This window comes from Pararhizobium polonicum (genome assembly GCF_001687365.1).
GTDB classification, from domain to species: Bacteria; Pseudomonadota; Alphaproteobacteria; order Rhizobiales; family Rhizobiaceae; genus Pararhizobium; species Pararhizobium polonicum.
The window spans coordinates 54,064-76,056 of sequence record NZ_LGLV01000022.1; the positions used below are offsets into that span (position 1 = coordinate 54,064).

General features: G+C 58.0%; 19 protein-coding genes and 4 pseudogenes. 8 read left to right on the forward strand and 15 right to left on the reverse strand.

What is annotated here, in order from left to right:
* The 3 genes from ADU59_RS28125 to ADU59_RS28135 all read right to left on the reverse strand — a co-directional run bounded on the left by ADU59_RS28125 (window position 1) and on the right by ADU59_RS28135 (window position 3,650).
* Window positions 1-1,002 (reverse strand): ABC transporter permease, encoded by a 1,002-nt coding sequence (locus tag ADU59_RS28125; protein WP_068958936.1) that lies wholly within the window; start codon window positions 1,000-1,002, stop codon window positions 1-3.
* A gap of 13 nt (window positions 1,003-1,015) precedes the next feature.
* Window positions 1,016-2,542, reverse strand: coding sequence for a sugar ABC transporter ATP-binding protein (locus ADU59_RS28130; protein WP_068958938.1), 1,527 nt, complete (start codon window positions 2,540-2,542; stop codon window positions 1,016-1,018).
* 124 nt (window positions 2,543-2,666) lie between these two features.
* Complete coding sequence (locus ADU59_RS28135) at window positions 2,667-3,650, reverse strand: substrate-binding domain-containing protein (protein WP_068958940.1); 984 nt, start codon at window positions 3,648-3,650, stop codon at window positions 2,667-2,669.
* 372 nt (window positions 3,651-4,022) lie between these two features.
* On the opposite strand from ADU59_RS28135, the gene ADU59_RS28140 reads away from it, so the two are divergent.
* Window positions 4,023-4,787, forward strand: coding sequence for a FadR/GntR family transcriptional regulator (locus tag ADU59_RS28140; protein ID WP_068958942.1), 765 nt, complete (start codon window positions 4,023-4,025; stop codon window positions 4,785-4,787).
* 330 nt (window positions 4,788-5,117) lie between these two features.
* Here the strand turns inward: ADU59_RS28140 and ADU59_RS28145 are convergent, their stop codons facing one another.
* Window positions 5,118-5,414, reverse strand: a complete 297-nt coding sequence (locus ADU59_RS28145; protein ID WP_068958944.1) for a DUF982 domain-containing protein — start codon at window positions 5,412-5,414, stop codon at window positions 5,118-5,120.
* A 413-nt stretch (window positions 5,415-5,827) separates the two neighbouring features.
* Between ADU59_RS28145 and ADU59_RS28150 the strand changes: the two genes are divergently transcribed.
* From ADU59_RS28150 to ADU59_RS31505, 4 genes and pseudogenes are all read left to right on the forward strand, one after another.
* Window positions 5,828-6,304: an Hsp20 family protein gene (locus ADU59_RS28150; RefSeq protein ID WP_068958945.1), complete on the forward strand. Its 477-nt coding sequence runs from the start codon at window positions 5,828-5,830 to the stop codon at window positions 6,302-6,304.
* A 70-nt stretch (window positions 6,305-6,374) separates the two neighbouring features.
* A complete protein-coding gene (locus ADU59_RS28155; protein WP_068958947.1) occupies window positions 6,375-6,674 on the forward strand; it encodes a DUF982 domain-containing protein in 300 nt (99 codons plus the stop codon).
* 5 nt (window positions 6,675-6,679) lie between these two features.
* Entirely contained in the window at window positions 6,680-6,955 is a 276-nt protein-coding gene (locus ADU59_RS28160) for a hypothetical protein (RefSeq protein ID WP_068958949.1), read from the forward strand.
* 180 nt (window positions 6,956-7,135) lie between these two features.
* Window positions 7,136-7,337, forward strand: a pseudogene (locus tag ADU59_RS31505) (L,D-transpeptidase family protein); the annotation flags it as partial.
* Here ADU59_RS31505 and ADU59_RS30765 read toward each other — a convergent pair.
* Window positions 7,292-7,765 carry an EamA family transporter gene (locus ADU59_RS30765; protein ID WP_158515775.1) on the reverse strand — a complete coding sequence of 158 codons (474 nt, stop codon included), beginning with the start codon at window positions 7,763-7,765 and terminating at the stop codon, window positions 7,292-7,294. The pseudogene ADU59_RS31505 and the gene ADU59_RS30765 overlap by 46 nt on opposite strands.
* Before the next feature lie 82 nt (window positions 7,766-7,847).
* Window positions 7,848-8,837 (reverse strand): quinone oxidoreductase family protein, encoded by a 990-nt coding sequence (locus ADU59_RS28170; RefSeq protein WP_068958953.1) that lies wholly within the window; start codon window positions 8,835-8,837, stop codon window positions 7,848-7,850.
* A 96-nt stretch (window positions 8,838-8,933) separates the two neighbouring features.
* Between ADU59_RS28170 and ADU59_RS28175 the strand changes: the two genes are divergently transcribed.
* Window positions 8,934-9,809, forward strand: coding sequence for a LysR family transcriptional regulator (locus ADU59_RS28175; protein WP_068958955.1), 876 nt, complete (start codon window positions 8,934-8,936; stop codon window positions 9,807-9,809).
* Between the two features lie 225 nt (window positions 9,810-10,034).
* Here the strand turns inward: ADU59_RS28175 and ADU59_RS28180 are convergent, their stop codons facing one another.
* From ADU59_RS28180 to ADU59_RS28195, 4 genes are all read right to left on the reverse strand, one after another.
* A complete protein-coding gene (locus tag ADU59_RS28180) occupies window positions 10,035-11,042 on the reverse strand; it encodes a 2-keto-3-deoxygluconate permease (RefSeq protein ID WP_068958957.1) in 1,008 nt (335 codons plus the stop codon).
* Between the two features lie 164 nt (window positions 11,043-11,206).
* On the reverse strand, window positions 11,207-11,977 hold the full coding sequence (locus ADU59_RS28185) for an SDR family NAD(P)-dependent oxidoreductase (protein ID WP_068958959.1): 771 nt from the start codon (window positions 11,975-11,977) through the stop codon (window positions 11,207-11,209).
* Window positions 11,978-12,060: 83 nt separating this feature from the next.
* Entirely contained in the window at window positions 12,061-13,428 is a 1,368-nt protein-coding gene (locus tag ADU59_RS28190; RefSeq protein WP_068958961.1) for a four-carbon acid sugar kinase family protein, read from the reverse strand.
* A complete protein-coding gene (locus ADU59_RS28195; RefSeq protein ID WP_068958963.1) occupies window positions 13,425-14,675 on the reverse strand; it encodes a ribulose-bisphosphate carboxylase large subunit family protein in 1,251 nt (416 codons plus the stop codon). The genes ADU59_RS28190 and ADU59_RS28195 overlap by 4 nt, the downstream gene beginning before the upstream one ends.
* Before the next feature lie 315 nt (window positions 14,676-14,990).
* Here ADU59_RS28195 and ADU59_RS28200 point away from each other — a divergent pair, with 315 nt between their 5' ends.
* Window positions 14,991-15,869, forward strand: a complete 879-nt coding sequence (locus ADU59_RS28200; protein WP_068958965.1) for a LysR family transcriptional regulator — start codon at window positions 14,991-14,993, stop codon at window positions 15,867-15,869.
* Window positions 15,870-16,225: 356 nt separating this feature from the next.
* Here ADU59_RS28200 and ADU59_RS28205 read toward each other — a convergent pair whose 3' ends face one another.
* The 4 genes and pseudogenes from ADU59_RS28205 to ADU59_RS28220 all read right to left on the reverse strand — a co-directional run bounded on the left by ADU59_RS28205 (window position 16,226) and on the right by ADU59_RS28220 (window position 20,412).
* Window positions 16,226-16,783: a hypothetical protein gene (locus ADU59_RS28205; protein ID WP_068958966.1), complete on the reverse strand. Its 558-nt coding sequence runs from the start codon at window positions 16,781-16,783 to the stop codon at window positions 16,226-16,228.
* Window positions 16,784-16,913: 130 nt separating this feature from the next.
* Complete coding sequence (locus ADU59_RS28210) at window positions 16,914-17,585, reverse strand: transcriptional regulator (protein ID WP_068958968.1); 672 nt, start codon at window positions 17,583-17,585, stop codon at window positions 16,914-16,916.
* A gap of 269 nt (window positions 17,586-17,854) precedes the next feature.
* Window positions 17,855-19,225: a DEAD/DEAH box helicase gene (locus tag ADU59_RS28215; RefSeq protein WP_068958970.1), complete on the reverse strand. Its 1,371-nt coding sequence runs from the start codon at window positions 19,223-19,225 to the stop codon at window positions 17,855-17,857.
* A 212-nt stretch (window positions 19,226-19,437) separates the two neighbouring features.
* Window positions 19,438-20,412: pseudogene (locus ADU59_RS28220) on the reverse strand (RHE_PE00001 family protein).
* Between the two features lie 169 nt (window positions 20,413-20,581).
* Here ADU59_RS28220 and ADU59_RS31270 point away from each other — a divergent pair.
* A pseudogene (locus ADU59_RS31270) lies at window positions 20,582-21,453 on the forward strand (integrase); the annotation flags it as partial.
* 48 nt (window positions 21,454-21,501) lie between these two features.
* Here ADU59_RS31270 and ADU59_RS31275 read toward each other — a convergent pair.
* Window positions 21,502-21,942 (reverse strand): annotated as a pseudogene (locus ADU59_RS31275) (transposase); the annotation flags it as partial.
* Window positions 21,943-21,993 lie beyond the last annotated feature (51 nt).

Below are 21,993 nucleotides of genomic sequence, written 5' to 3' on the forward strand. Positions count from 1 at the left end.
CTACCCCTTGTTGCGGGCAGCGCCGCGCTTGATGGCTTGGATATTGGCGAGCACCGCGATGACGATGATGAGGCCGCGCACCACCTGCTGGAAGAACGGATTGATGCCGAGAAGCACAAGGCCGTTGCCGATCAGAGTGATCACCAGCACGCCAAGCAAAGTACCGAGCATGGAACCGCGCCCCCCTGAAAGGGCCGTCCCACCGACAACTACAGCGGCAATCACGTCGAACTCCAGGCCGCTTGCCGCCGTCGCGTTGCCGGAACCGAGCCGCGAAAGGAGCAAGATGCCGGAAACTGCAGCCATCGCCCCTGCAATGGCAAACAGCGCAACGCGGATGCGGGCGACATTGATGCCCGAAAGGAATGCAGCATGCGGATTGCCGCCGATCGCAAAGACCGAACGGCCGAAGGCGGTCTTGCGGCTGACGAAGGCGAAGACGGCAAACAGGGCCAGCATGATGATGGCTGCCGGCGGCACGCCGAGCACCGGCCGGTCAAGCATATCGACGATGTCGTTCCGCCCGATTGAAACCGGCAGCGCGTCGGTGACGAACAAAGCCGTACCGCGCAGCGCGCTCCACAGGCCGAGCGTACCGACGAAGGACGGCACGTCGAAATAGGCGCGCAGGATACCGGCAATGGACGCCAGAGCGGCACCGATGGCGATCGCGAACACGAAGGCGATCGGTGTCGGAATTCCCCATTGCAGCAGATAGGCAAGCGCCACGGAAATGAAGGCCACCATCGGGCCGACGCTGACGTCGATTTCACCGGAAATGATGATCAGCGTCGCCGCCCAGGCGGCAATGCCGATCGTTGCCGCATCGCGCAGGATGTTGATCTGGTTGTTGAACGTCATGAACCCGCCGGCCGTTGCGGTAAAGACGATGTAGAGCACGGCGATCGCGACGAAGAGACTGATTTCGTTCATGTGCTGCGAAAATCCACCGCGCCGGCGTTTTGCGGATGCAGGTGATTGTGCTGCCTGTTTGAGGGACATTCTGTATTCTCCGTCAGTGACCGGCGATGCAGGCTGCCATGACGGCATCCTGATCGATATCGGGGGATGTGAATTCTTCCTTCAGCGTGCCTTCGCGCAGGACCACGACGCGGTCGCAGACGAGCGGCAGTTCCTCGATCTCGCTGGAGACGAAGATGATGCTGCGGCCTTCGGCGGCAAGCTGGCGGATGATGGCATAGATCTGGGCCTTCGCCTCGACGTCTACGCCGCGCGTCGGTTCATCGAGCAACAGAATGCGGCTGTCGGCATGGACCCAGCGGCCGATGACGACCTTCTGCTGGTTGCCGCCCGACAATGTGCCGATCGGCGTATCGGTCTCGGCTGTCTTGACGTGAAGCCGCTTGATGACCCTGCGCGTCGCCTCCGCCATCCGGCTTGCCGACAGGACGCCGTAGGAACTGACGCTGGAGAAATTGGTCGAGACCGTGTTCTCGTCGACCCCAAGCAGGGGCACAATGCCCTCTTCCTTGCGGCTTTCCGGCGTGTAGCCAAAACCGGCCTTAAGCATGCGCTTGTATTTCGGCAGCCCGACCGATTTTCCATCGACCGAAACAGTCCCGCGATCGAAAGAGCGCACGCCCATGATCGATTGCAGCAGTTCAGTGCGGCCGGAACCAAGCAGGCCGGCAATACCGAGAACTTCGCCCTGGCGCAGCTTGAAGGAGATCGACGAGAGTTTTGGGGTGAACGCCAAGTCCGCCACCTCGAGCACGACCTTATCGCGTGTCTTCGTTTCGAGAACAGCGGCTTGCGCCGCCTCAGAACCGAGCATCAGACGGACAATTTCGCGCGTGTCGGCACCGGCGACATCGACAGTATCCATGATCCGGCCGTCACGCATTACGGTTGCCGACTGGGATATACGCCGGATCTCGTTCATGCGGTGGCTGACATAGACAACCGCGATACCCTCGCCGGCGATGCGCTTGACCGCGGTCATGACCTTTTCCGCCTCCGCGGCGGCGAGCGAACTGGTCGGTTCGTCGAGGATGACCAGCTTGGGCTTGCCCAGCAGCACGCGGGCGATCTCCAGCAACTGCCGTTCGGCGGGGCTCAAGCCAGCGACGAGGCGTGAAGGCGGCAGGTCGAGACCGAGGCGCGCCATCGCCTCTGCCGCCTGCACCTCCATTTGAGAATAGCTGAGAACCCCGGCCTTGCGGGGCCAGCGGCCGAGAAACAGGTTTTCGGCCAGCGTCATGCCTGGCACGAGGGAAAGCTCCTGGTAAACGACGCGCACGCCCTTCGAAAAAGATTCCTGCGCGCGGGCGGAGCCGGTCTGGGTCAATTCCTCGCCGCCAATGCGCACCATGCCGGAATCCGGGATTTCGGCACCGGTCAGAATCCGGATCAGCGTCGATTTTCCGGCTCCATTCTTGCCGAGCAGCGCGCGGACTTCGCCGGCGGCGACATCGAAGCTGGCATTGTCTAGCGCCAGCACACCGGGGTAGCGCTTCGTGCAGTTTTCGATCGAGGCGATGATGGTACGAGCGGGGCTTTGGCGGGCCGTGGAATTGATCATGACGAAACCTGTTCAGGGATTGTTGCGCCATCACATTCATGGCGTGGCCCGGCCGGGCAGAGCAACATGTCTGCCCGGCTGGTCAGGTCAACTGCGCCTCCCAAGGACGGCGCAGCTTGGGAGATCAAGGAATACCGTCGGAATGGGCTTCGAGCCAGCCCTTGGCCGATTCCGTCGAGTTATAGAGGTCGATATCGTAGGGCACCTTGATATCGGCAGGTGCCTGACCATCGATCGACTTGATCGCCTGCGCCAAGGCCAACTTGCCCAGGCCCTGGCCGGAGATGTCGACAACGGCCTTGATGACGGTGAAATCGACCAGCTCCTGGGCAATTTCCGTCGTCATGTCACCGCCGAACACTACCGTCTTGCCGACACGGCCCTGGCTTTTAACGGCACGGGCAGCACCCAGCGTCGCACCACCGGCTTCACCGAAGAAGGCGTCGAGGTCTGGATTGGAGGACAACATGGTCGCGGCTACGGAGACGGCCTTGTCGAGCGTGGCGCCTTCCTGGTTGGCGACGATCTGCGCACCCGGCACCCTGGCCAGGAGCGCTTCTTCAAAGCCCTTGCGGCGCGTGACGCAGACTTCGACGAATTCGCAGTTGAGAACCGCGATCTTCGGCGCGTCCTTCTTTTCCGCAATGAAATAATCGGCAGCGGCATCGCCCAGCTTGTGGCCAAAATCATAGGGATCGCCGACGGCATAGGCCGAGACGAACTCCTTCATGTCCTTTTCGCCGAGGCAAGTGTTGTAGCAGACAACCGGAATGCCGGCGTCATGGGCGCGCTGGATGGCGCGGTAGGAGCCATCGGCGGAGACCGGCGAGACGATGATCGCCTGAACGCCGGCAGAGATCAGCGAATCGATGAAGGACGATTCCTTGCTGACGTCGCCTTGCGCGTTGGTTTCGATGATCTCGAGCTTGCGGCCGGCATCGGTGGCGCCGGTCTGGATGCCCTTGCGCACGCCGGCATAGAAGCCCTGCGCGTCCATATAGATCGCGCCGACCTTCAAGTCCTTGTCCTGCGCCGAAACGGACCCGGCGGCGGCACCGATGGCCAACCATGTCATTGCCGTCAAAGCGGCGGTCTTCATGAGTTTCATATGCTCCTCCCAAGAGAATCTATCCTGTGATGCGCGCCCGATACAGTCGCAATCCCGCACCTCCGGCGGAATACTGTTAAGTTAGCGTTGATCATATCATTGTCAATATAAATATGATTTATTTTTACAAGAGCGACCGCTGGAAAATTTTCCCTTGAACCGGGATGGGCAGAGCGCTCTTCCGTTTCACCAGAATTGCAAGTTTTGCCAATCACCTACAAGATTTCCTTATTCAGATGGGGTCAGGAATAGCGTAACAAAACAGCTTGATATAAATACGATTTATTTCTAAATTGGACCTTGGATGAAATATGCTTGGCACTTCATGTCAGGCAACCTGACACGGCAGACTGCCGTCTGAGGGAGAGTAAGATGACCGTGGCACGGACGGCGGGACTGGTTTCCGCCAAGGGCTTTCCCATCGCCGACAGCGGCAAGCGAAGCGTTCGCGAGGGACTCCTCCAGCAGCTTGTCGATATGATCATTTCCGGCGAGATGGCCGAAGGCTCAGTCCTGCCAAACGAAGCCGACCTCACCGACAAGTTCGGTGTCAGCCGCACGACGCTGCGAGAGGCAATGCAATATCTTTCCGCCCTCGGCATCATTCGCTCGCGCACGCGGGCGGGCACGACAATACTGCCACGGGAGAACTGGAATTATCTGGATCCATTGGTGCTGGACGCGACGCTCAAGTTCGGCGCTGACGAACATTTTTACATATCGCTGATCGATGCGCGGCAGTTGCTGGAACCGGCCGCAGCGGCTCTGGCAGCTGCCAACGCGACGGCGCGACAACTGTTCCATATTTCGAAAGCATTCGAGGAAATGGTCGAAGCGAATGCGCGCGACACCGAAGAATGGAGCCGGGCAGATCTGGACTTTCACACCGCGATTATTAACGCCAGCGGCAATTGGGTTTACCGGCAGTTTGCCACGGCAATCCGCGCTGCACTTCTTGCCAGCTTCCGGCTGACCAATCGTGCAAGCCAGTCCCACGAACAAGCGATATCAAAGCATCAAGATGTGCTGGAAGCGATTAGAATGCGGCAGCCCGATGCGGCGCGCCACGCGATGGAACAATTGATCGGCGTCGCGCGAATCGAGATAGCAGAGGCTTTGCGAAGCGCGCGTCCGTAAATCATTCCCTCTGAATAATTGCATCAATGGCTGTAGACGGCGCGGCTCTGGGCGTCTGCTCGCGAATGCGTTGGTTGCCGGCCCCGGTGTGGCGGCGGCTTTCTAACCTTTTGAAGGGGACGTTCAGCGTGTTTCGCAACACGATTGCCCCTGCGCCAAGGATCCATTGGCAGATGTCGAAAGAGGATGCAGAAGACCTGTTTTCAGGGGTCTTTTATGCACCGCCGCATCGACGCGGCGGTCAGCTCACTTCGCATCACCGGTTGTGATCTCGATGGGTCGTTAGCTCCGGGGCGCAGAAGCCTCCGCGATCGGGGTGTCATCCATCAATTATACGCCAGAGACAGTCCGACTATTGGTTTGTCGCGGATGTAATGGGACGTCTTCGACCTCGGCAAGCATGCCGTGCCTCTGGAGAAACCGACGGAAGTTTTCTGCGACGGCCTGAAAGGGGAGTTGACCGCTTGCGGCCTTTCGGCACGCGTTCACCATCACCTCGTAGACGAGGTCGTGCCTGTCTTGTGGCCACTCATCGAGGAAATCAAAGACGTCGTCTAGACCGGTGATCTCCTGAATGAAGTGTTTCCGTTGCGCATAAATCGGGTGCTCAAAGGTTTCGAATGCCATCCGTTTCCTCCTTTCGTCTCGTTAGGCGCGGATGATCTAGGAGATGAATGTCCACGCTTCCAGAGGACAGGCAAGAAAGCTTGATTTCAATTTATTCCATGAATGACGCTGTCACAGCGGCCCACCGATTGGTCTGCGGCTCAAGTAGGTTTAAGGCCGTAGCAATCAGGCGATCCCGCCTTGTAGCTCCCGCATCCATAGGGCCGATGCGCGGCGTTCAAGTGGGTTTGCACATGAGATCGGCCTCGGAGGGACAGTGGAAAAGATACTAAATTTTTCTCTTAGCGCCCTTGAATCCCAAAAACTCAAAAACCAAATCGATTGATGCCAGCCGCTGATGAAAGGGCTGGCCTTGCTGGGAGCGCCGTCTTTCGGCGCTTCCGTACCCATGTTGCTTCAAGGAGGATATGGCTATGGCAACATCTTACGACTACGCACCTCTCTTCCGCTCGAGCGTCGGCTTCGATCGGGTCTTCAATCTTCTGGAAAACGCGCAGCGTGCCCGCTCGATCAGCGACTGGCCGCCCTATGATATCATCAAGACCAGCGATGACAGCTACCGGATCTCGATCGCGGTGGCCGGCTTTGCCCAGGACGACCTCGACATCACCTTCCAGTCCAACCTACTGACTGTCACCGGCAAGAAGCAGGAGACATCCGCCGAGGGCTACCTGCATCGCGGCATTGCCGGCCGTCCGTTCGAACACCGCTTCGAGCTTGCCGACCATGTCAGGGTGAACGGAGCGGATCTGAGCAACGGTCTCCTGTCGATCGATTTGGTGCGCGAAATCCCGGAGGCACTGAAACCGCGCAGGATCTCCATCCAGAGCGAGCCTGCTTTGGGGCATTCGGCTGCTCCAGCGCAGATCGAAGCGCAGAAGGCGGCTTAGTTTACATTGTCCGCAGAAGGGCGCCGTAGCAACGGCGCCCGTCAACATCCGGGTTGGGAAGGAGAGAGCGATGAAACCCGATATGTTCAGACAGCCCGTTTCCATTCTTGTCGGCCCCGGCTTTCCGGCAGAGGTTCGTAGCGTGATGGACGCCTACCGCCATCTCGTTGAATGGCCGGCGGCAATACGAGACAGCACGCACTCGGTCGCACTGAAGGCCTGCACTGCCGCGCTTCGCGGCGAAATCGAAGCGGAAACCGCCCGCGGCCTGTTTGCCGCCTTCGCCGAAAAACACGATCTTCTCGCGCCCGAGGTCAATGCCATTGCCGCGTCTCAGACGCGAGGTAACCGGGATCCGCATGTGAGGTAACAACGATGCACACCCTATTGCAGCAGGCAATCGACCAAGCAGTGGCAATGGGGCCAACGGTTTTGGTGCAAGGCATGGAGATTCGGCGCCCAGTCGACGTCGTGAGCGCGTCAGCCCTGTCAATCGATGACAAGCGCGCGATCCTCGCCGCCTGGGCGTCGGACTTCCATGCGGTCGACTCGAAGCCGGCTCTCCGCCGGCTTCCTGGGACGCTGGAGCCGGTTTCGATCGATGAGGTGCAGGCGGCTCTCAAGGAACTCGACAGACGATATGGTGTCTGAGAGCAACCTGGCCAGTTTCGCGGTTCAATGGCTGGCCTACACGCTCCCCTGTCAACGCTACACGCCTCACGGTTGACCGCGCATGACTCGGGGGCAATGTGGATCGCTACTCCTTCATTGCAATGGACTTTCACCATCTACTCCTTGCCGGTTTCTACCGGCGCACCTTGTTCTGGTCCCTATCTGGTTTTGGAGAACGGACGCGCTCTGCGATATGGCGTTGGCGTGAGCAAACAGGAAGCGTTCAATTTCCGCGGCGAGGCGACTATCGCGCGCAAGGCTGAATGGCCCGGCTGGCGTCCGCCCCCCTTATACGATCAAACGGGATCCGGATCGCTATGAGCCATTGAAGGGTGGCCTTCCTGGTGGCAACGGCAATCCGCCAGCTCTAAACACGTCATGCCCTGCTCCAATCATTACCGCGATGGCCGCGGCTTGTTGTAACCCCGGGGGTTTCTCGCGATAAACCAATCGGCCGGCTCCGATCATCGTCGGAGGCAAAATGAAGTATCCGAGCGACACGCTCAGAGCGCTACCGTTCATGGGAGCCCAAAGAAACAGCCACTGTTGAACGCTGAGCAAAGCACTGCTCAGGCGCATCGTGACGTTGATGCGATGGATCAACGTCACGATGCGCCTCCAGTCCCCGGACATGCACGTGTACAGGGTCATAAAGGGCGACATCAGCAACAGGCGCCAACCGAAAACCTCGCTGGCCGTCAAAGAGTGAAGGAACGTCGAAAAATAATACAGGACGCCGAACAGAACCGACGAAAACACAGAGAGGCTAATACCCAACGGAAGATTCATGTTCACTCGTACGGAGGCACGAGGCCATCGCCCTTTAAGTGCGATAGCCTCTTCGAAAAGATGTTTGGGAAGTTGGACTGGCTCAGGGAATAAGAATGACCGAACCACTTGTCCGACGGCCCTCCATATCATCATGGGCCTTCGCAGCATCACGCAACGGGTAGGTCGACACGTTTGGTGCTCTGACCACTCCTGACTGGATGGTTTGGAACAGCGATTTCGCGGCAGCCTCGTATTCCGCACGATCGGCCGTGTAATGAGCGATGGAAGGACGTGTTACAAAGAGGGAACCTTTGGCTCCTAAGGACGCTACGCTGAGCGGCTCGATCGGACCGGACGCTTCTCCGAAGCTGACAAGGGTTCCACGAGGCTTCAGACAATCGAGTGACCGGGTGAAGGTGTCTGCGCCAACGGAGTCGAAAACATATTGGACACCCTTGCCGCGGGTGATTTCCGAGACGCGAACCTTGAAGTCCTCGGTCTTGTAGTTGATCACATGATCTGCGCCATTGGACTTTGCGATCTTCGCCTTTTCAGCGGACCCTACAGTGCCAATTATCGTCGCGCCTATGTGCTTGAGCCACTGCGTTGCGATCGAGCCCACGCCGCCAGCCGCCGCGTGAAGCAATACCACGTCGCCCTTTGCGACGGTGACGCAACGCCTGATCAGGTATTCGACCGTGAGGCCTTTGAAGACAAGGGCCGCAACGGTCTCGTTATCGAGCGTCTCCGGTACCGATAGCGCGCGGGCCGCAGGCAGATTTCGATCCGTCGAATAGCCGTTTGGCGGGCCGCCGACATAAGCGACCCGATCACCGATTTTGAAGTTCGAAACACCTTCGCCCAGCGCGGTGATCGTGCCGACGCCTTCGACGCCTAGTCCGCTCGGCAGTGGAAGCTGGGCGGCAAAAACACCTTTGCGATGATATACGTCGATGTAGTTTACGCCGATCGCGAGGTGCTTGAGCTGGATTTCGCCAGCCTTCGGAGGCGAAAGCTCAATATCGGACAGCTGCAGCACATCCGGGTTACCAAAACTGGAAAACTGAAATGCTTGGACTCTAACGGTCATAATGGCCTCCTTGCGGCATTGGTGGTAAACTAGGACGATTGGCCGTAGCGGTCGAATACCAATTTGGGTAACCGGCGTTGCAAAAATGGAAAGCAAATGGACTGGAACGATCTGGGCGTTTTTCTCGCCGTTGCGAACACGAAGTCTTTGACTGCGGCATCACGGCAATTGAACGTAAGCGTCTCGACCGTATCGCGCCGAATCACGGCGTTGGAGCAGTCGCTCGCCGTTACGCTTTTCCGTCACCATTCCGATGGATACGAACTGACGGAAGCCGGGAAAAACCTTCTGCTTCCCGCCGAACGCGCGCAATCGCATCTCAAGTCCTTCGAACGTGCAGCGAATGACCTGGAGAATCCTTACTCAGGCATTGTCCGCATCGACGCTCCGGAGTTGCTGGGACATCAGGTTCTGATTCCGGGTCTTTCGGATTTCATGTCTGAGTATCCGGACCTTCGATTGGACATCCGGTCGAGCGTCAAGCCCGTGAAGCTCGCGGCACAACAGTCCGATATCGTCATCCGCCTGATAGCGCCCGACCGGGGTAAGTACAAAATGCGGGCCGTCGGCAAGGTGAGTTTCGGCTTCTTTGCCCACCAGACCTATCTTGACCGTTTCGGATTACCCGGCGACGAGGTCGAAATCAGAAACCACAGGTTCATCGGCTGGAGCGAAGATCTGGGCTACCTGGCCATGTCGACATGGCTGGACGAACTCATCGGAGATCAGCAGCTCATTATGCGGCTGAGTTCATTTACCGCTCATCTCGCAGCGGCCGAAAGCGCCATCGGGATCGCCTTGCTGCCGACGTTTGCCGGTAGACGCTCCGGCCTTATAAGGGTTCTCGAATTTCTCCCTGACCTAACGCTGGATATATGGCTGCTGGTTCTTGACCAAGCCGCCAAGTCTGCCAAGGTTCAACTGGTCAAGGATTGCCTGATCAAAATCCTCAGGGACGAGAAAGACTGCTAGTGAGTGACGGGCCGTTGAACGTCATTGAGACAGTCTTTGGTCTAATCGGGTCGAAGCTTGAAATTCTCGCCGATCGCAAACAAGTATTGCTGCATTATTTCGAACCGTCGGGCTGTTAGCGCTTGAAAGCAGATCGAACGAGGTCAGCAACAACTTTCAGCGCCGAATTCTTCCCTGAGCCGATCAACAGACGGATTTCGAACAATGAGAGTGGCGAAAAACCCTCTACATGGCTGAGGATACAGGATCGTGCACAGTAAGACCGCCGGAGCGTTTGAGAACCCAGGAAGCGACGATTGGGGCCAGAATGGCGGTCACCAGGACTGCTGTCGCAGTTTGCGCAGCGGCTGACTCCACGAAGGGCAGGAAGCGGGGATCTGCGACGGCGACGGCCATTGGGACGGCAACAGCGTTGCCGGCAGTTGTACCTGCAGCGAAGCCAATGCCACTCTTCGAACCACGACGCAACAAAAAGCGATAGCCGAGGTAGGTGAGCCCTCCGGTAAAAACGACAACGCCAACACCAAGGAACAGCCCCTGCAGTCCACCGGTAAGCACCGTACCCAGACTAATACCGGTGCCGACTGCAAAGGACATGAAGGGGATTGTAATGCTGGGCACACTATCGAGAACACGGGTCCACTCGCGATCGACTGCTCCGACGATCAGACCCAGAGCAAACGGGACAATCGCTGCAACGAGGGCCAAAAACGGGATCTGTCCGAGGCCGGAGGCGCCTAGAAAGATCATGGCAAGGAAAGGGCCATCATCGAAGGCGCTTGCGACATAGGCACCGGTGTCGCGTTCGTCACCATACTCCCCCGCGAAAGCCAGCCATAACGCTCCATTGCTGTTGCCCATAATCGCGAGGAGCGCCAGTATCGAGACCCCCCAGAACCCTTCAAGTCCAAATATAAGGCCTAGCATAACTGCGATCGCCGCCGGGATCAGGGTCTTGCACAGGAGCACCACCCCGGTGGTAGCAGCGGCTGCCTTGCCGCTATGGCTCCCGGTGATCTGCGCACCGGTTGCAAAAATCAGCAGCCCGATCAGAGCCAGCGCACCGTCTTTGAACAATGCTTGGGTGAAACCGCCAATTCGTAGCGCGTCCGGTGCAAATGTGTTGATGAGGACACCCAGTATGAGCGGGATCAACATCATGCCAGCTGGCACTTTCTGCATGGTCTTAAAGAAAGGAATCGACGAAGATCCCTGCTTCAACTGCATTTCCATGAGGCACACTCCTTCTGCGCGCCCTACCTCCCAGGTATTGCACGTCGCTTTTGTTGAATGTTGGTTTCATGCGTATTCTACGTCGAGCGATGTGCCGGAAACCGAGGGCTCCTCGTCCCAAAATGGCCGCACACCACACCGATGCTCATTTCAAACTGCCCGACTTAAGCCGGGAGCGCCCCGGCTGCGAGAAAGCCGCCGTCTACTGGAATGATCGCACCATTCACATAGCTTGCGCCCTCGGACGCCAGAAACGAGACGGTCGACGCAATCTCGCTCGGTTTCCCGTAACGCCTCGCCGGAATGGCTGCCGTGTATGTAGCCCTGAACTCCGCAGAGTGGAGAACCTCGGTCAGCGGTGTGTCCACGGGACCGGGCGCAACGGCATTGCTGGTGATTCCGTAGGTCGCAAGTTCGGCGGCCATCTGCCTGGTCAGGCCGATGACAGCTGCCTTTGACACACCGTATGCGGTCCGGCCATGTCCCACGGCTCGCTCGCCCGCCACAGACGCAATGTTGATGATCCTGCCCCAACCCGATCGCTGCATAAGCCGCGCGGCATGCTGACTGCACAGCAGTGCCCCTGTGACGTTGATGTTGATCGTTGCAGCCCAGTTGTCATAAGGAAAGTCGATAAATGGAAATGTCTTGGCTATGCCGGCATTATTGACGAGAACATCGCAGCGACCATGTTCGGCCTCAACAGCTTTAAATGCCTCCGCGATCGAAGCGGGATTGCCGACATCCATCACGACTGACTGCGCGTTAAGTCCGGCCGCTCTCAGTTCATCCGCAGCTTTTTCTGCAGCTTCCTTGTTGATGTCGGCAATGATAACCGCAAAGCCATCCAACGCGAGTTGGTGCACAATCGCAAATCCGATGCCCATTGCGGAACCGGTCACAAGTGCAACTCTTGTTTCATTCTCTTCTGGCATGTCGTTTCCTCCCTAACTCCCAAATTTACCGGCATTACACCGGCACACGCTCCGTCCTCACGGATCTGAGCGAGGCAAAACTTTCATTGACCGTCTCTTGCCGCCGCGAAGTAGCCGACAGAGCCCACCTGCCCGCCCTTCATCGCGATCTCGATTCCATTTCTGGACGGGTCTGCAGAATGAGCCCGGCACAACGGACCGCCAGGAGCCAGCTTTGCAACACTGGTCAAGGCGTCGATTTTGAGCCTCAACGCAGCATGGCTAGACGTGTCTCCTCCCGACAAAACCACACGACTTAAGCCCGCTTCGATGATCAGCCTATCGAGTATCTGTCCAAGGCTGCTTCCTATGAGATCGTTGGCGGCCTCAGCCGTCGCCCGGTCGTGGTAGAATTTATTTTTGAACTGCCGGACAGCGGGGTCGTCGGGACCCTTGGCTGTAAACACCAGGGGATCGCGACCTTCGGACAGAGCCGACTTGGATTTATGCACCGCAAGATCAATTTCGGCATTCCACGCACTCTGGTCTGACACCCGACCAAGATCGAGCCGAATGGCCTCAAAACCATGAGACTTCGCGTGCTCGATCTGCGCGGCAGTCATGGGCGAAACCGATCCAGACACCACAGCAATTCTGTTGACTGCTTGGACCGATGTCTCGATCTGAGGATCTGTCAAGAGACCCACTGAACGCCAATAAGCCGCGAGTGCCGCCTGCACGCCTTGCGAGCCGATAACGAACTTCTGCTTCCGGCCTGCGGTCCAGATGGCCTGTCCTGCGGCGCGCAACGTCTCCTCATCGAGAAGATCAATTGAGTATATCTGCGACTTGTCTGGGTCGTTTGGGGGGATGACCTCTGTCGGATCACCCGCTTTCAGTCGGAGGAAATCGATATTCGATATGGGCAAACTCGTCTGCGCAGCCAGATGTCGGGCCAGGTCGGATTCTTGCATCGGTGTCGATGGATGATTGGCCATCGTTGGGTGACGATCCAACCGATAATACTGGCCACTGGCTTGAGCGAAGAGATGGCCGAAAACCTGAACACGTCCCATCCCAAGATCACCGACCAACATCGGTATCGGACCCGGAAACATGCCTGCACCGATTTCAGCCGCTTTCCCGATAGAGCCAATCTGCGGCGAGGAATCGAAGGTCGAACAAACCTTGTAGTGCACGATGGGAGAGCCCGTTTGTCCCAAACGTTCGAAGATTGCGGGCAAATGAGCATCCATCCAGGCCGGGCTTTTGGAGCGCCCTATCCCGGCGATACCGATGCATCTGTAATCAGAAAACTCTGCCAACCGTTCTGCCGACGGAACATCAAGAAAAAGCACCGTCTTGATGCCTTGCCAGGCAAATGCTTCCATCGCGGCAGACGATCCCGTGAAATCATCCCCGTAGAAGGAAACCAACGGCCCCGGAGGGAGCGATGCGAGCGCGCAATTCATGCGCCCGGTTCCAGAGCTAGCTTCAGTTCCTTACTCCGCTTCGCGGCGGACTCCAGGCTTTCTCCTGAGGTGGCGGCCTGGTACGCATCCCGAAGAGCTTGGACGCCCGCCGCAGGTCCTTTCGGATGAGCCACGATCCCGCCGCCAGCCGTGACAATCAGGTCATCGGACTGCAGCCCTTCATATGTAGCGTGGGCCTGACGCACGGTCTGCCCGCTCGAAAATACCGGCATGACCAGGCAAGGCTTGTCTTCCGAAATGGGCGTCAGGCATTCACGCGCCGACCGAATGACAGATTCATTGTCTTCGGAAAACTTGTTGTCGACACCGTTGACGTGCATGTGGTCCGCGCCGGCCAGCCGCCAAATCTTTTGCCAGGCAACATAAGACCAGCCCAGAGAGCGATGACGCGTCAGGTAACCCCAGCCGTTTCTATGGGCGTGGATCGGGAGCTGGCTGAACGACCTCAAATCCACGAAACCCGCCATGCCGACTGAGTTCAGGCTAACCATCAGGCATGTTGCACCAGCTGAGACAAGCTTGTCATGACGTCGCCGCATCTCATCCATATCGCCGGTCAGGTTGAACGCGTACATCGTCTTTTTACCCGTCCGTCCCGCGGCCTCGTTGATCACCCGCATCACGCGATCAACGCGGTCTTCAAACGGGCAGACCGAGGAATCGCTTTGCAGCTCATCATCCTTGATAAAATCAATACCGCCGTCGACGAGGTCTTTGACCAGAGAAGCGGTTTGATCAGCCGTCAAGCCGACACTCGGCTTGATAATCGTTCCGATCATCGGCCCCGTCTGAACGCCGCTCAGTTTTCTGGTTCCCTCAATCCCGAACGCAGGACCTTTGTATTTTTGGAAGAATGGTGGGGGAAATCGAATGTCGACGATCCTGAGACCAGTGACACAGGCAAGTTCAAAAAGATTGCCAGCGACTGTCGCCAGAATGTTGGGAAGGGATGTTCCAACAGTTGCAATGGGCCAGGACAGCGTCATCCTCACCTGATGCAAAGGCATAGCGGCGTCAGTCGGATATCGACCGTCGAGGGCTGGAACGGCATTGTACGTTGCGATGGTTTCGAGGGATTCCACTTTTGCAGCGGCCAACGCTTTTAACGCGGGCGTTTCGCCAGGTACCGCGACGAACGTACCACTCGACTGTTCGCCGGCAATTATTTCCGCGGCTTGTTCCGGTGGCAAGTATGTCTCAAGGATATAGTCAGCCTCGAGGCGCATTGAACTGGTCACGATATATCTCCTCCTCGATCGAAAGCGTACTGGACCCTCCTCCGTACTCCCATGATCGTTCTGGCGATGATACACGCGCGGCTCCCTGAAAACAGGCACAATGCAAGCCGCCTGATGTGAGTTTGAATCACATGATCAGACAAAGATGAATCATTGAGTTGTCTTCCATACCGATCCAATCGCTGTGCCGGCGGCATATTTCCGTGTAAAATGTCGAGTGTCCGCTAATTCAGACCTTCATTGATGTGCGTCAAGCTGACATCGTCCGGGAATCTGTTTGGTGCAGTATGTAAGGAGGTATCAATGTCCTACGCAAATCTTCCCTTGCATGCTCTTCGCGCGTTCGAAGCGACGATACGGCTGGGAAGCATGACGAAAGCCGCACAAGAACTCGATGTCAGCCATGGCGCGATAAGCCGTCACGTTCGCGAGTTGGAACGCCTGTACGCGACGACGCTGGTCCGGCGCCTTTCGAAATCATCCGAGCCCACGCCGGCGGGGGCCGAGATGGCGCAGACTCTCAGCGAAGGGTTTCGGTCCCTTAACTTGGCGGTAGCGCGTCTTTCGGCTGGCCCGCTGACCTTGTCGTGCTCGGCAACGATCATGCAGTACTGGCTGATTCCAAAACTACCTGAATTCAAGGCCCTTAATCCGGATATCCATTTCCGTCTCAATGTAAACTATGGAGAAGTCGACTTCGCCAGGGACGGTATCAGCGTAGCCATTCGGAACACAATGTATAGCGCGCCCGACGATGTCGTGATTCTAGATATGATTGGCGAGGAAATCGGGCCCGTTTGTAGCTCGGATTACCTGTTGCGCCATCCCTTGAAATCCCCCGCCGATCTGAGAACGGCGCAGGTCTTGGGCACGGCAACGCGGAAAGGAGCCTGGGAACAGTGGCTTTCAGCCATTGGACGTGAAATTCCGGAACTTCAGATTGCGGAGGAATATGAGCATTTTTATCTTATGCTCCAAGCCGCTACTTTTGGGGCGGGTGTCGCCATGGCTCCCAAATATCTGGTTCAGCGAGAGATCGATGCAGGACAACTTGTTGCTCCATTCGGTTTCATCCTCGGGCCACACAGATTGCAGTTATGGATCGCTCATCACCTCCGGCAAAATCCCGGCGTTAAAACCTTGGCCGGATGGATTGAAGCGAAAATGGTAGAGGCTGCTTGATCGTCCATTGAGCGCCGACGTTCTCTGTTGCAGACCCGAAGCAACACCCGCCGCCTTGAAGGGATACGAACCCCGACCCTGCGTTTCTCGGGGCTCGACTCCTATCTCGAAATGCTTCGTTATCGCCCGGAGGACCGAGCATGGCATGCGAGTGGGACGAAGGCCGCGCACGAAAAATGCGTCTCATTAAACTAGCCTCGGCGTGGGCATTAACCGCATCTCCTCTGTAGACGCACCTCGAACACCGGTGCAGGTTGGAGAATTATCATGCACCCCGTCGAGGTCATCTTTGGGAAAAGGCATTTTTCCGCACGGGCGCTGTTCATCTTCATTCAAGCAGCGAGATCGTGACTGATTCAACGATCAAACCGCTCCAACATCTGCTTCAATTGCGCATTCTGCCGGCGTAGCTTACTCGCCAACTGATCCCGGAGAACTCCAATTTCTTGGTCCAGGCTCATCTGGTCGGAAACGTTGGAAACGACGGGGGATGTTTGCGAAACCACAGCGACCGCTTCGACTGTCTTGGCGCGACCTCTCCTCTTGGCAGGCAAAGGTTTAACAGTCTCATCGACCTGCGGCGCGGGGTGCGTGTGCGGGGCGCCGTTATCAGGTAACGTCGGATCAGAGGTTTCCGCGCGCTCGTCACTACGGCTCTCCCTCATGTCCTGAAGTTCACCGCCGATTCCTGCCGAAGGTTCGGGCCGTGAAGCAACCGGTTGGTATTGAACGAAGGGCTGGGCCTCTTCGCGTGTCGGCTTCTCGGCGAGCTTGACGTTCTCTTTGACAGGCGTCTCAGTCGGTCCCGCCATCACCGCGACGTCCGGCTTTACGTCCTTGATCGCACTGCCGTCCTGTTTTTCCAAGTGTCGTGGCGACACAAGTCGGGCAAGGAACTGCCATGGAGATGCCATCACTTCGACCTCGCGTTTTTACCCCGCGTGCAGGATGCCAGTTGACGTCCCGGCGGCGGTGTGACCGCCACCAGAATAATCGTCTCGCTAGGCACTGAAATGCGGCCGGCGATTGGCTGCATACCTGAAATCAATCGAGCTTCAGACGCTTCCGCAGATCGGTGTTTTCGGCCCGAAGTTTTTCCGCCAGCAGCTTGCGCAGCCTTTGGTTCTCTTCTTCCAGCTGCAGGATATCCGCCATCTCATCGCTCGGCGTAGCCGACACGGCAGGCGCTGCTTGCACCGGCCTCTGAGCACGTTTCACAGGCACGCGCTTTGCGGTGCCAGCATCGCCGACCGACTTGCCCTTGCGTCCCCGTTTCTGCTTGCCCGCCGCGTCGGCTGAAGCAATTGCCGGTTCTCCCGCAGCGTCACTCGAGGCAGCTGCGAGCACCACCTTTTTGGTACGGGGCTTGCGCTGCTTCTTTGGCGCAACAGCCGTTCCCACAACCGCCGGCGCATCAGCAGTGGATATCGTATCGATTTCGTCCGCCATCATCATCTCCTCTTTTACTGCCGCAGTTGTGTGCCGCACGATCGCCGGTGTCAACAAGGGCCCTGCCGGCTCAGCTTTCGATGGAGAGACTTCGCCGGCGGATTTGCTTACCAGGTGCCTGTTCGGAACAAACGGCATCGCCTCTTCCTCCAAATCTAACGCCACGGACTTGAGATCCATATTGCCCCAGATCGAGTTTGGCTTGGCATCTGGTTTTCGCCGACCGGATTTATACTCTATGGTAAAACTGCGCTGGATTTTTTTCAACTTTGAAGACCCTGCGGATACGCGGAGATGTTCAGCGACTTTTGAGCGTCACCACAAGACATGGGAATAACGAATACCGACGTTTCAGTCCAGCCCAATGCAGCTTTCATGGGCGCCCTAAAACCCGCCCGATCGTCAGCGTCTGTCCGATCACTCAAATGATAAATATCTTTCGCACGCAGTAGACGCCTTGAAGGGATACGAACCACCGACTACACCATGCCAAGTACTTGAAATGGAACGATCTGGCCCATGCAAAAGGCACGAGATCAAGGGTTTTCAATGGCCGATTTAGTTGCTATGTTCCCTTTTTGTTTCGAATAGGATAGGGCAATTTGGATGTCGAACATTGCCACTTTGACGCTCGGCAGGGACGCGACAGCGACATAGGCATATGTGCAGATAATCCCAGAGGGCCATGATGCGATTGCACACTGAACCTGACACCGAATGGAAGAACATCTTTCAGCTCTGGCGTGAGAGCGGTGAGGTTCTGCCGCTGAAAGTCGCCAAGAGTTCCTGGAGCGCCGAAGCTGGTTCATGGGCGGGCGACGGCGCAGTTTCTCGCCCTCAACAAGCCCGATCTCGGTCTCGATCCAGCAGGCGAGCGGATGGGAATGCAACTCCTTGTCCGTCAGGCTTTCCGGTATTGGCGCCAGAACCGCATCCGGGAGTGCTGCTCCGAGGCTTGTGCTATTGATCCGGGGATCGGTTGCCCTGGCGAGATTCTCATCGATGATCGATGCCGAACTGAGCTCTTCCCCAAAAATCAGCTTACCGACGCGAGCAACGGCGCTTGCTCGTTCGATCTCCTCGTGCGCGCTCGACATCGTCGCTGACGTACCGATGCACAGCAGCTTTTGCTCTTTGACAAGGCGGTCTTTCACGCGACGGACCAGCATCGCGACGTCCGCCCCCTGACGGCCGCGATAGGTGTGCAATTCATCCAGCACCAAGAAATCCAGGCCGGCTGCATTGGCGATGACGGCACGATCGAGTTCATCCTGGCGCGTCAAGAGCAGCTCGAGCATCATGAAGTTCGTCAGCAAGATATCGGGTTTGGCCTTGGCGATCGCCTGCCGTTCCGCATCACTCTCCTGGCCGGTATAGCGGCTGAAGGTCGGACGCAGCCCCTCTTCGAGCCCCGAGCCGCCGATGAATTTTTCGAGTTCCTCAAGCTGGCTGTTGGCCAACGCGTTCATTGGATAGATGATGATCGCGCGCGTCCGCTGCTGCTCGCCTGCGCGCCGAGCGCGCACCACCGCATCGACGATCGGTAAGAAGAAACACAGCGATTTTCCTGACCCCGTGCCCGTGGTCACGCTGAAGCTTTCACCATTGCGCGCCTTCGCAACAGCGCGATCTTGGTGACGGTGAAGCTTGATCGGCGTCCGGCCAGGGCCTGCTGCGAATATCCTGCTAAGAGCCGGATCGAGCACTTCTTGCGCGAAAAGCTGATCAACAGAATGACCAGACCCAAAGCGCGGATTAATGGTGATCAGGGGCTCGGGCCAAAAACGCTGCTCATTATAGGCAGCATCAACTTGAGCGTGGATTTCAGGCGCACGAATCTCGGAGAACGAGCGCGCAAACGATTCATATCGTTCTATCAACGCTTGATCGAGATTAAAGATGTCCAACGATACCTCCCCAGCCACACCGAAATGGAGCCTTCTGGCTTACGATTTGCAACTGTTATTGTTCTAGTTGTGCGTTTGTACACATTGATGCATGATGAATTGCACTAGATTTTCGCTACATCTTCAAAACTATCCATTTTCCGCGACACCGAAGCCACTGTCGCGAACCTTGGCAGTGCCGCGTGCATCGGATTGCCGTTCCCTAAATGAGATCACAGAATTCCCCACGCTCGAAACCTTCCCCTCTCCGTCATCTCGCGCAAGCCCAACTCCTCGACGATCCGCAGCGCCGCCCGCGGGGTGACGGCAAGCTCCTTCGCAATCATACCGGCCGACACCAGCGGCCGCGAGATCACCAACGCGATCAGCTCTGGCAGTTTTGACGATATGCGTTTCCCGATCGGCCGCCGCTCCATCATCTTTCGCGCGAGGGCCAGGCGATCATGCTCCTTCAGTCCAAGCTCTACGGCGGCAATAAAGCCGCCGAGAATGGCCAGCAGCCAAGTTTCGCGATTGCGATGCCTCCGGCGATCGACGGGAATGGTTTTCAGGCCAAAATTGAACGCGGCCGCAAGGCGTGACGCCATTCCTCCAGCCGCTCGTCCTCGTCCCAATCGAGATCATAGACGAGCGGATCCTTGGCCGGGCGTCTTTGCTTGTTCGATGGCCGCATCCGATCGAGCCAGCACCGCATCGATCGCGGCAAACTCAGCGTCGAGGGCGCTTGCGCCGCCTCCGTCCTCTTCTCCCTCCCCTCCTCCGACTGTATCGACTGACACGGCGCCGCCGTCTTTCTCGACGCCGCCACCGTCAACAAGAGATGGTCAGGCCACGCCTGGCCCCGCAGGCTGCGGAGACCGTCAGGAGTGAGCGCCCAGCCGGGTGTCTGCGCGGCAATACGACGGCGGGTGCGCAAAACATCGCGGGCGATGGTGAGTTCGTGGGTCGGCGCGCGAATATCCTTCGTGGCGTCGTGGAGGACGAGGTCCTCGAGATGGACGAGCTCGCCATCGATCCACAGCGAGGCGCAGGCGTCGGTAAAGTGCGTCCGCTCGATCCAGCCATCGCCCACTGGAGAACGTGGCGATCCGCTCATCGAGACGGGTCAACGCCGAACCCGCGTCCGAAATCGGCCGCAGCAGGCTCTGGATGGGCAATTCTTCAAGATCATAAACCATTGAAATCATGGTAAATGATTTGCTAAACGGACACCAGTGGATAGTTTGTGTCCGTCACTGCATGGTTCTGTGGGTTGGTCGTATAACCATCGATAAGTATAGGTTATCGATGGTTGTTGCTTTCAGGGCGCAAATCACGGTCTCAGAGATCGCCGAATACAGCGATTTTGGAGCCTCCGTGGCCAAACCCAAGACATCAGCAACCGCGGTCGAACGGCGCGCCGAAGAGCTCGACACCATCGCCGCCGTGCTGCCGATCGAGCGCCGCGACGAACTCGCCGAGCTGCTCACCGACCGGGACGTCGAAACCCTGCGCCATCTCGTCAACCAGGGCATGGGCGACAACACGCTCAGGGCACTGACCTCGGATCTCGCCTATCTCGAGGCCTGGGGAATGGCGGCGACCGGACAATCCCTGCCCTGGCCGGCGCCGGAGGCGCTGCTGTTGAAATTTGTCGCCCATCACCTGTGGGATCCAGAACGCGGCGAGGCCGATCCGGATCACGGCATGCCGAAAAGCGTCGACGAAAACCTTCGGCCGCCAGGGGTTCCTGAAATCCGCCGGCCCGCATGCGCCAGGAACCGTGCGGCGGCGGCTGGCGAACTGGTCGACGCTGAGCAAATGGCGCGGTTTTGACGGCGCCTTTGCCTCCCCTGCCCTCAAATCGGCCATTCGACTGGCGATCCGAACCGCGCCAAGACAACGTCTTCGCAAGAGCGCCAAGGCGATCACCGGTGACGTGCTGGCCAAACTGCTGGCGACCTGCGCCACCGACAGCCTGCGCGATCTGCACGACCGGGCGATCCTGATGGTCGCCTTTGCCTCCGGTGGCCGCCGGCGCAGCGAGATCGCCGGGTTGCGCCGTGAACAAGCTGATCATCGAGCCACCAATCGAGATGCCGAACGGCCCTCCCCTGCCCTCTGTCGCCATCCATCTCGGCCGCACTAAGACCAGCAGCGGCGAAGAGGACGAGATCGCCTATCTGATTGGCCGGCCTGTCGAGGCGCTGAATGCCTGGGTGACGGCTGCCAAGATCGACAGCGGCAGCGGCCGCTCTGGGGCTTTTGTGGACATTGAGGTTGTCCCAGATCACGACGTCTCCCGGCTGGAGCGTCGGTGCAAGCTGCGTGCGCACATAGGTGTCGAACGTGTCGCCATCCATGGCGCCATCGACGACGAAGGGAGCGGTGATGGCATCGCAGCGCAGGCCGGCGATGAATGTTTGCGTATTCCATTTTCCAAAAGGCGCCTCGGCCTGCAGGCGCTTGCCCTTTTTGCTCCTGCCGCGCAACGGCGTCATGTTGGTCTTGACCGACGTCTCGTCGATAAAAACGAGACGTCCGGGGCTCTCTCGCATCGCGGGCTGGCGATGGTCATGCCACTCATCCCGTTCCTGGCGAACATCGGCGCGTTCGCGTTCCGCTGCCATCCGCGTTTTTTTAAAGGTAAAGCCGGCGCGACAGAGAAATTTGGACAGGTTGGAGGGATCGGCGCTCACGCCATGATCGGCCTCGAGCCAGCTTGCCAGCTCGGACATCGTGATATCCGGTTGCCCTCCACCTTGGCGATGATCGCCTCCCGGTAAGGT

Bases quoted from the DNA above. Each gene is read 5' to 3' on its own strand.
- ADU59_RS28180 (WP_068958957.1), bottom strand. From the start codon at position 11,042: ATGGAAATGCAGTTGAAGCAGGGATCTTCGTCGATTCCTTTCTTTAAG.
- ADU59_RS28200 (WP_068958965.1), top strand. From the start codon at position 14,991: ATGTCCTACGCAAATCTTCCCTTGCATGCTCTTCGCGCGTTCGAAGCG.
- ADU59_RS28190 (WP_068958961.1), bottom strand. From the start codon at position 13,428: ATGAATTGCGCGCTCGCATCGCTCCCTCCGGGGCCGTTGGTTTCCTTC.
- ADU59_RS28185 (WP_068958959.1), bottom strand. From the start codon at position 11,977: ATGCCAGAAGAGAATGAAACAAGAGTTGCACTTGTGACCGGTTCCGCA.
- ADU59_RS28155 (WP_068958947.1), top strand. From the start codon at position 6,375: ATGAAACCCGATATGTTCAGACAGCCCGTTTCCATTCTTGTCGGCCCC.
- ADU59_RS28145 (WP_068958944.1), bottom strand. From the start codon at position 5,414: ATGGCATTCGAAACCTTTGAGCACCCGATTTATGCGCAACGGAAACAC.
- ADU59_RS28170 (WP_068958953.1), bottom strand. From the start codon at position 8,837: ATGACCGTTAGAGTCCAAGCATTTCAGTTTTCCAGTTTTGGTAACCCG.
- ADU59_RS28135 (WP_068958940.1), bottom strand. From the start codon at position 3,650: ATGAAACTCATGAAGACCGCCGCTTTGACGGCAATGACATGGTTGGCC.
- ADU59_RS28125 (WP_068958936.1), bottom strand. From the start codon at position 1,002: ATGTCCCTCAAACAGGCAGCACAATCACCTGCATCCGCAAAACGCCGG.
- ADU59_RS28205 (WP_068958966.1), bottom strand. From the start codon at position 16,783: ATGGCATCTCCATGGCAGTTCCTTGCCCGACTTGTGTCGCCACGACAC.
- ADU59_RS28130 (WP_068958938.1), bottom strand. From the start codon at position 2,542: ATGATCAATTCCACGGCCCGCCAAAGCCCCGCTCGTACCATCATCGCC.
- ADU59_RS28195 (WP_068958963.1), bottom strand. From the start codon at position 14,675: ATGCGCCTCGAGGCTGACTATATCCTTGAGACATACTTGCCACCGGAA.
- ADU59_RS28175 (WP_068958955.1), top strand. From the start codon at position 8,934: ATGGACTGGAACGATCTGGGCGTTTTTCTCGCCGTTGCGAACACGAAG.
- ADU59_RS28160 (WP_068958949.1), top strand. From the start codon at position 6,680: ATGCACACCCTATTGCAGCAGGCAATCGACCAAGCAGTGGCAATGGGG.
- ADU59_RS28140 (WP_068958942.1), top strand. From the start codon at position 4,023: ATGACCGTGGCACGGACGGCGGGACTGGTTTCCGCCAAGGGCTTTCCC.
- ADU59_RS28150 (WP_068958945.1), top strand. From the start codon at position 5,828: ATGGCAACATCTTACGACTACGCACCTCTCTTCCGCTCGAGCGTCGGC.
- ADU59_RS30765 (WP_158515775.1), bottom strand. From the start codon at position 7,765: ATGAATCTTCCGTTGGGTATTAGCCTCTCTGTGTTTTCGTCGGTTCTG.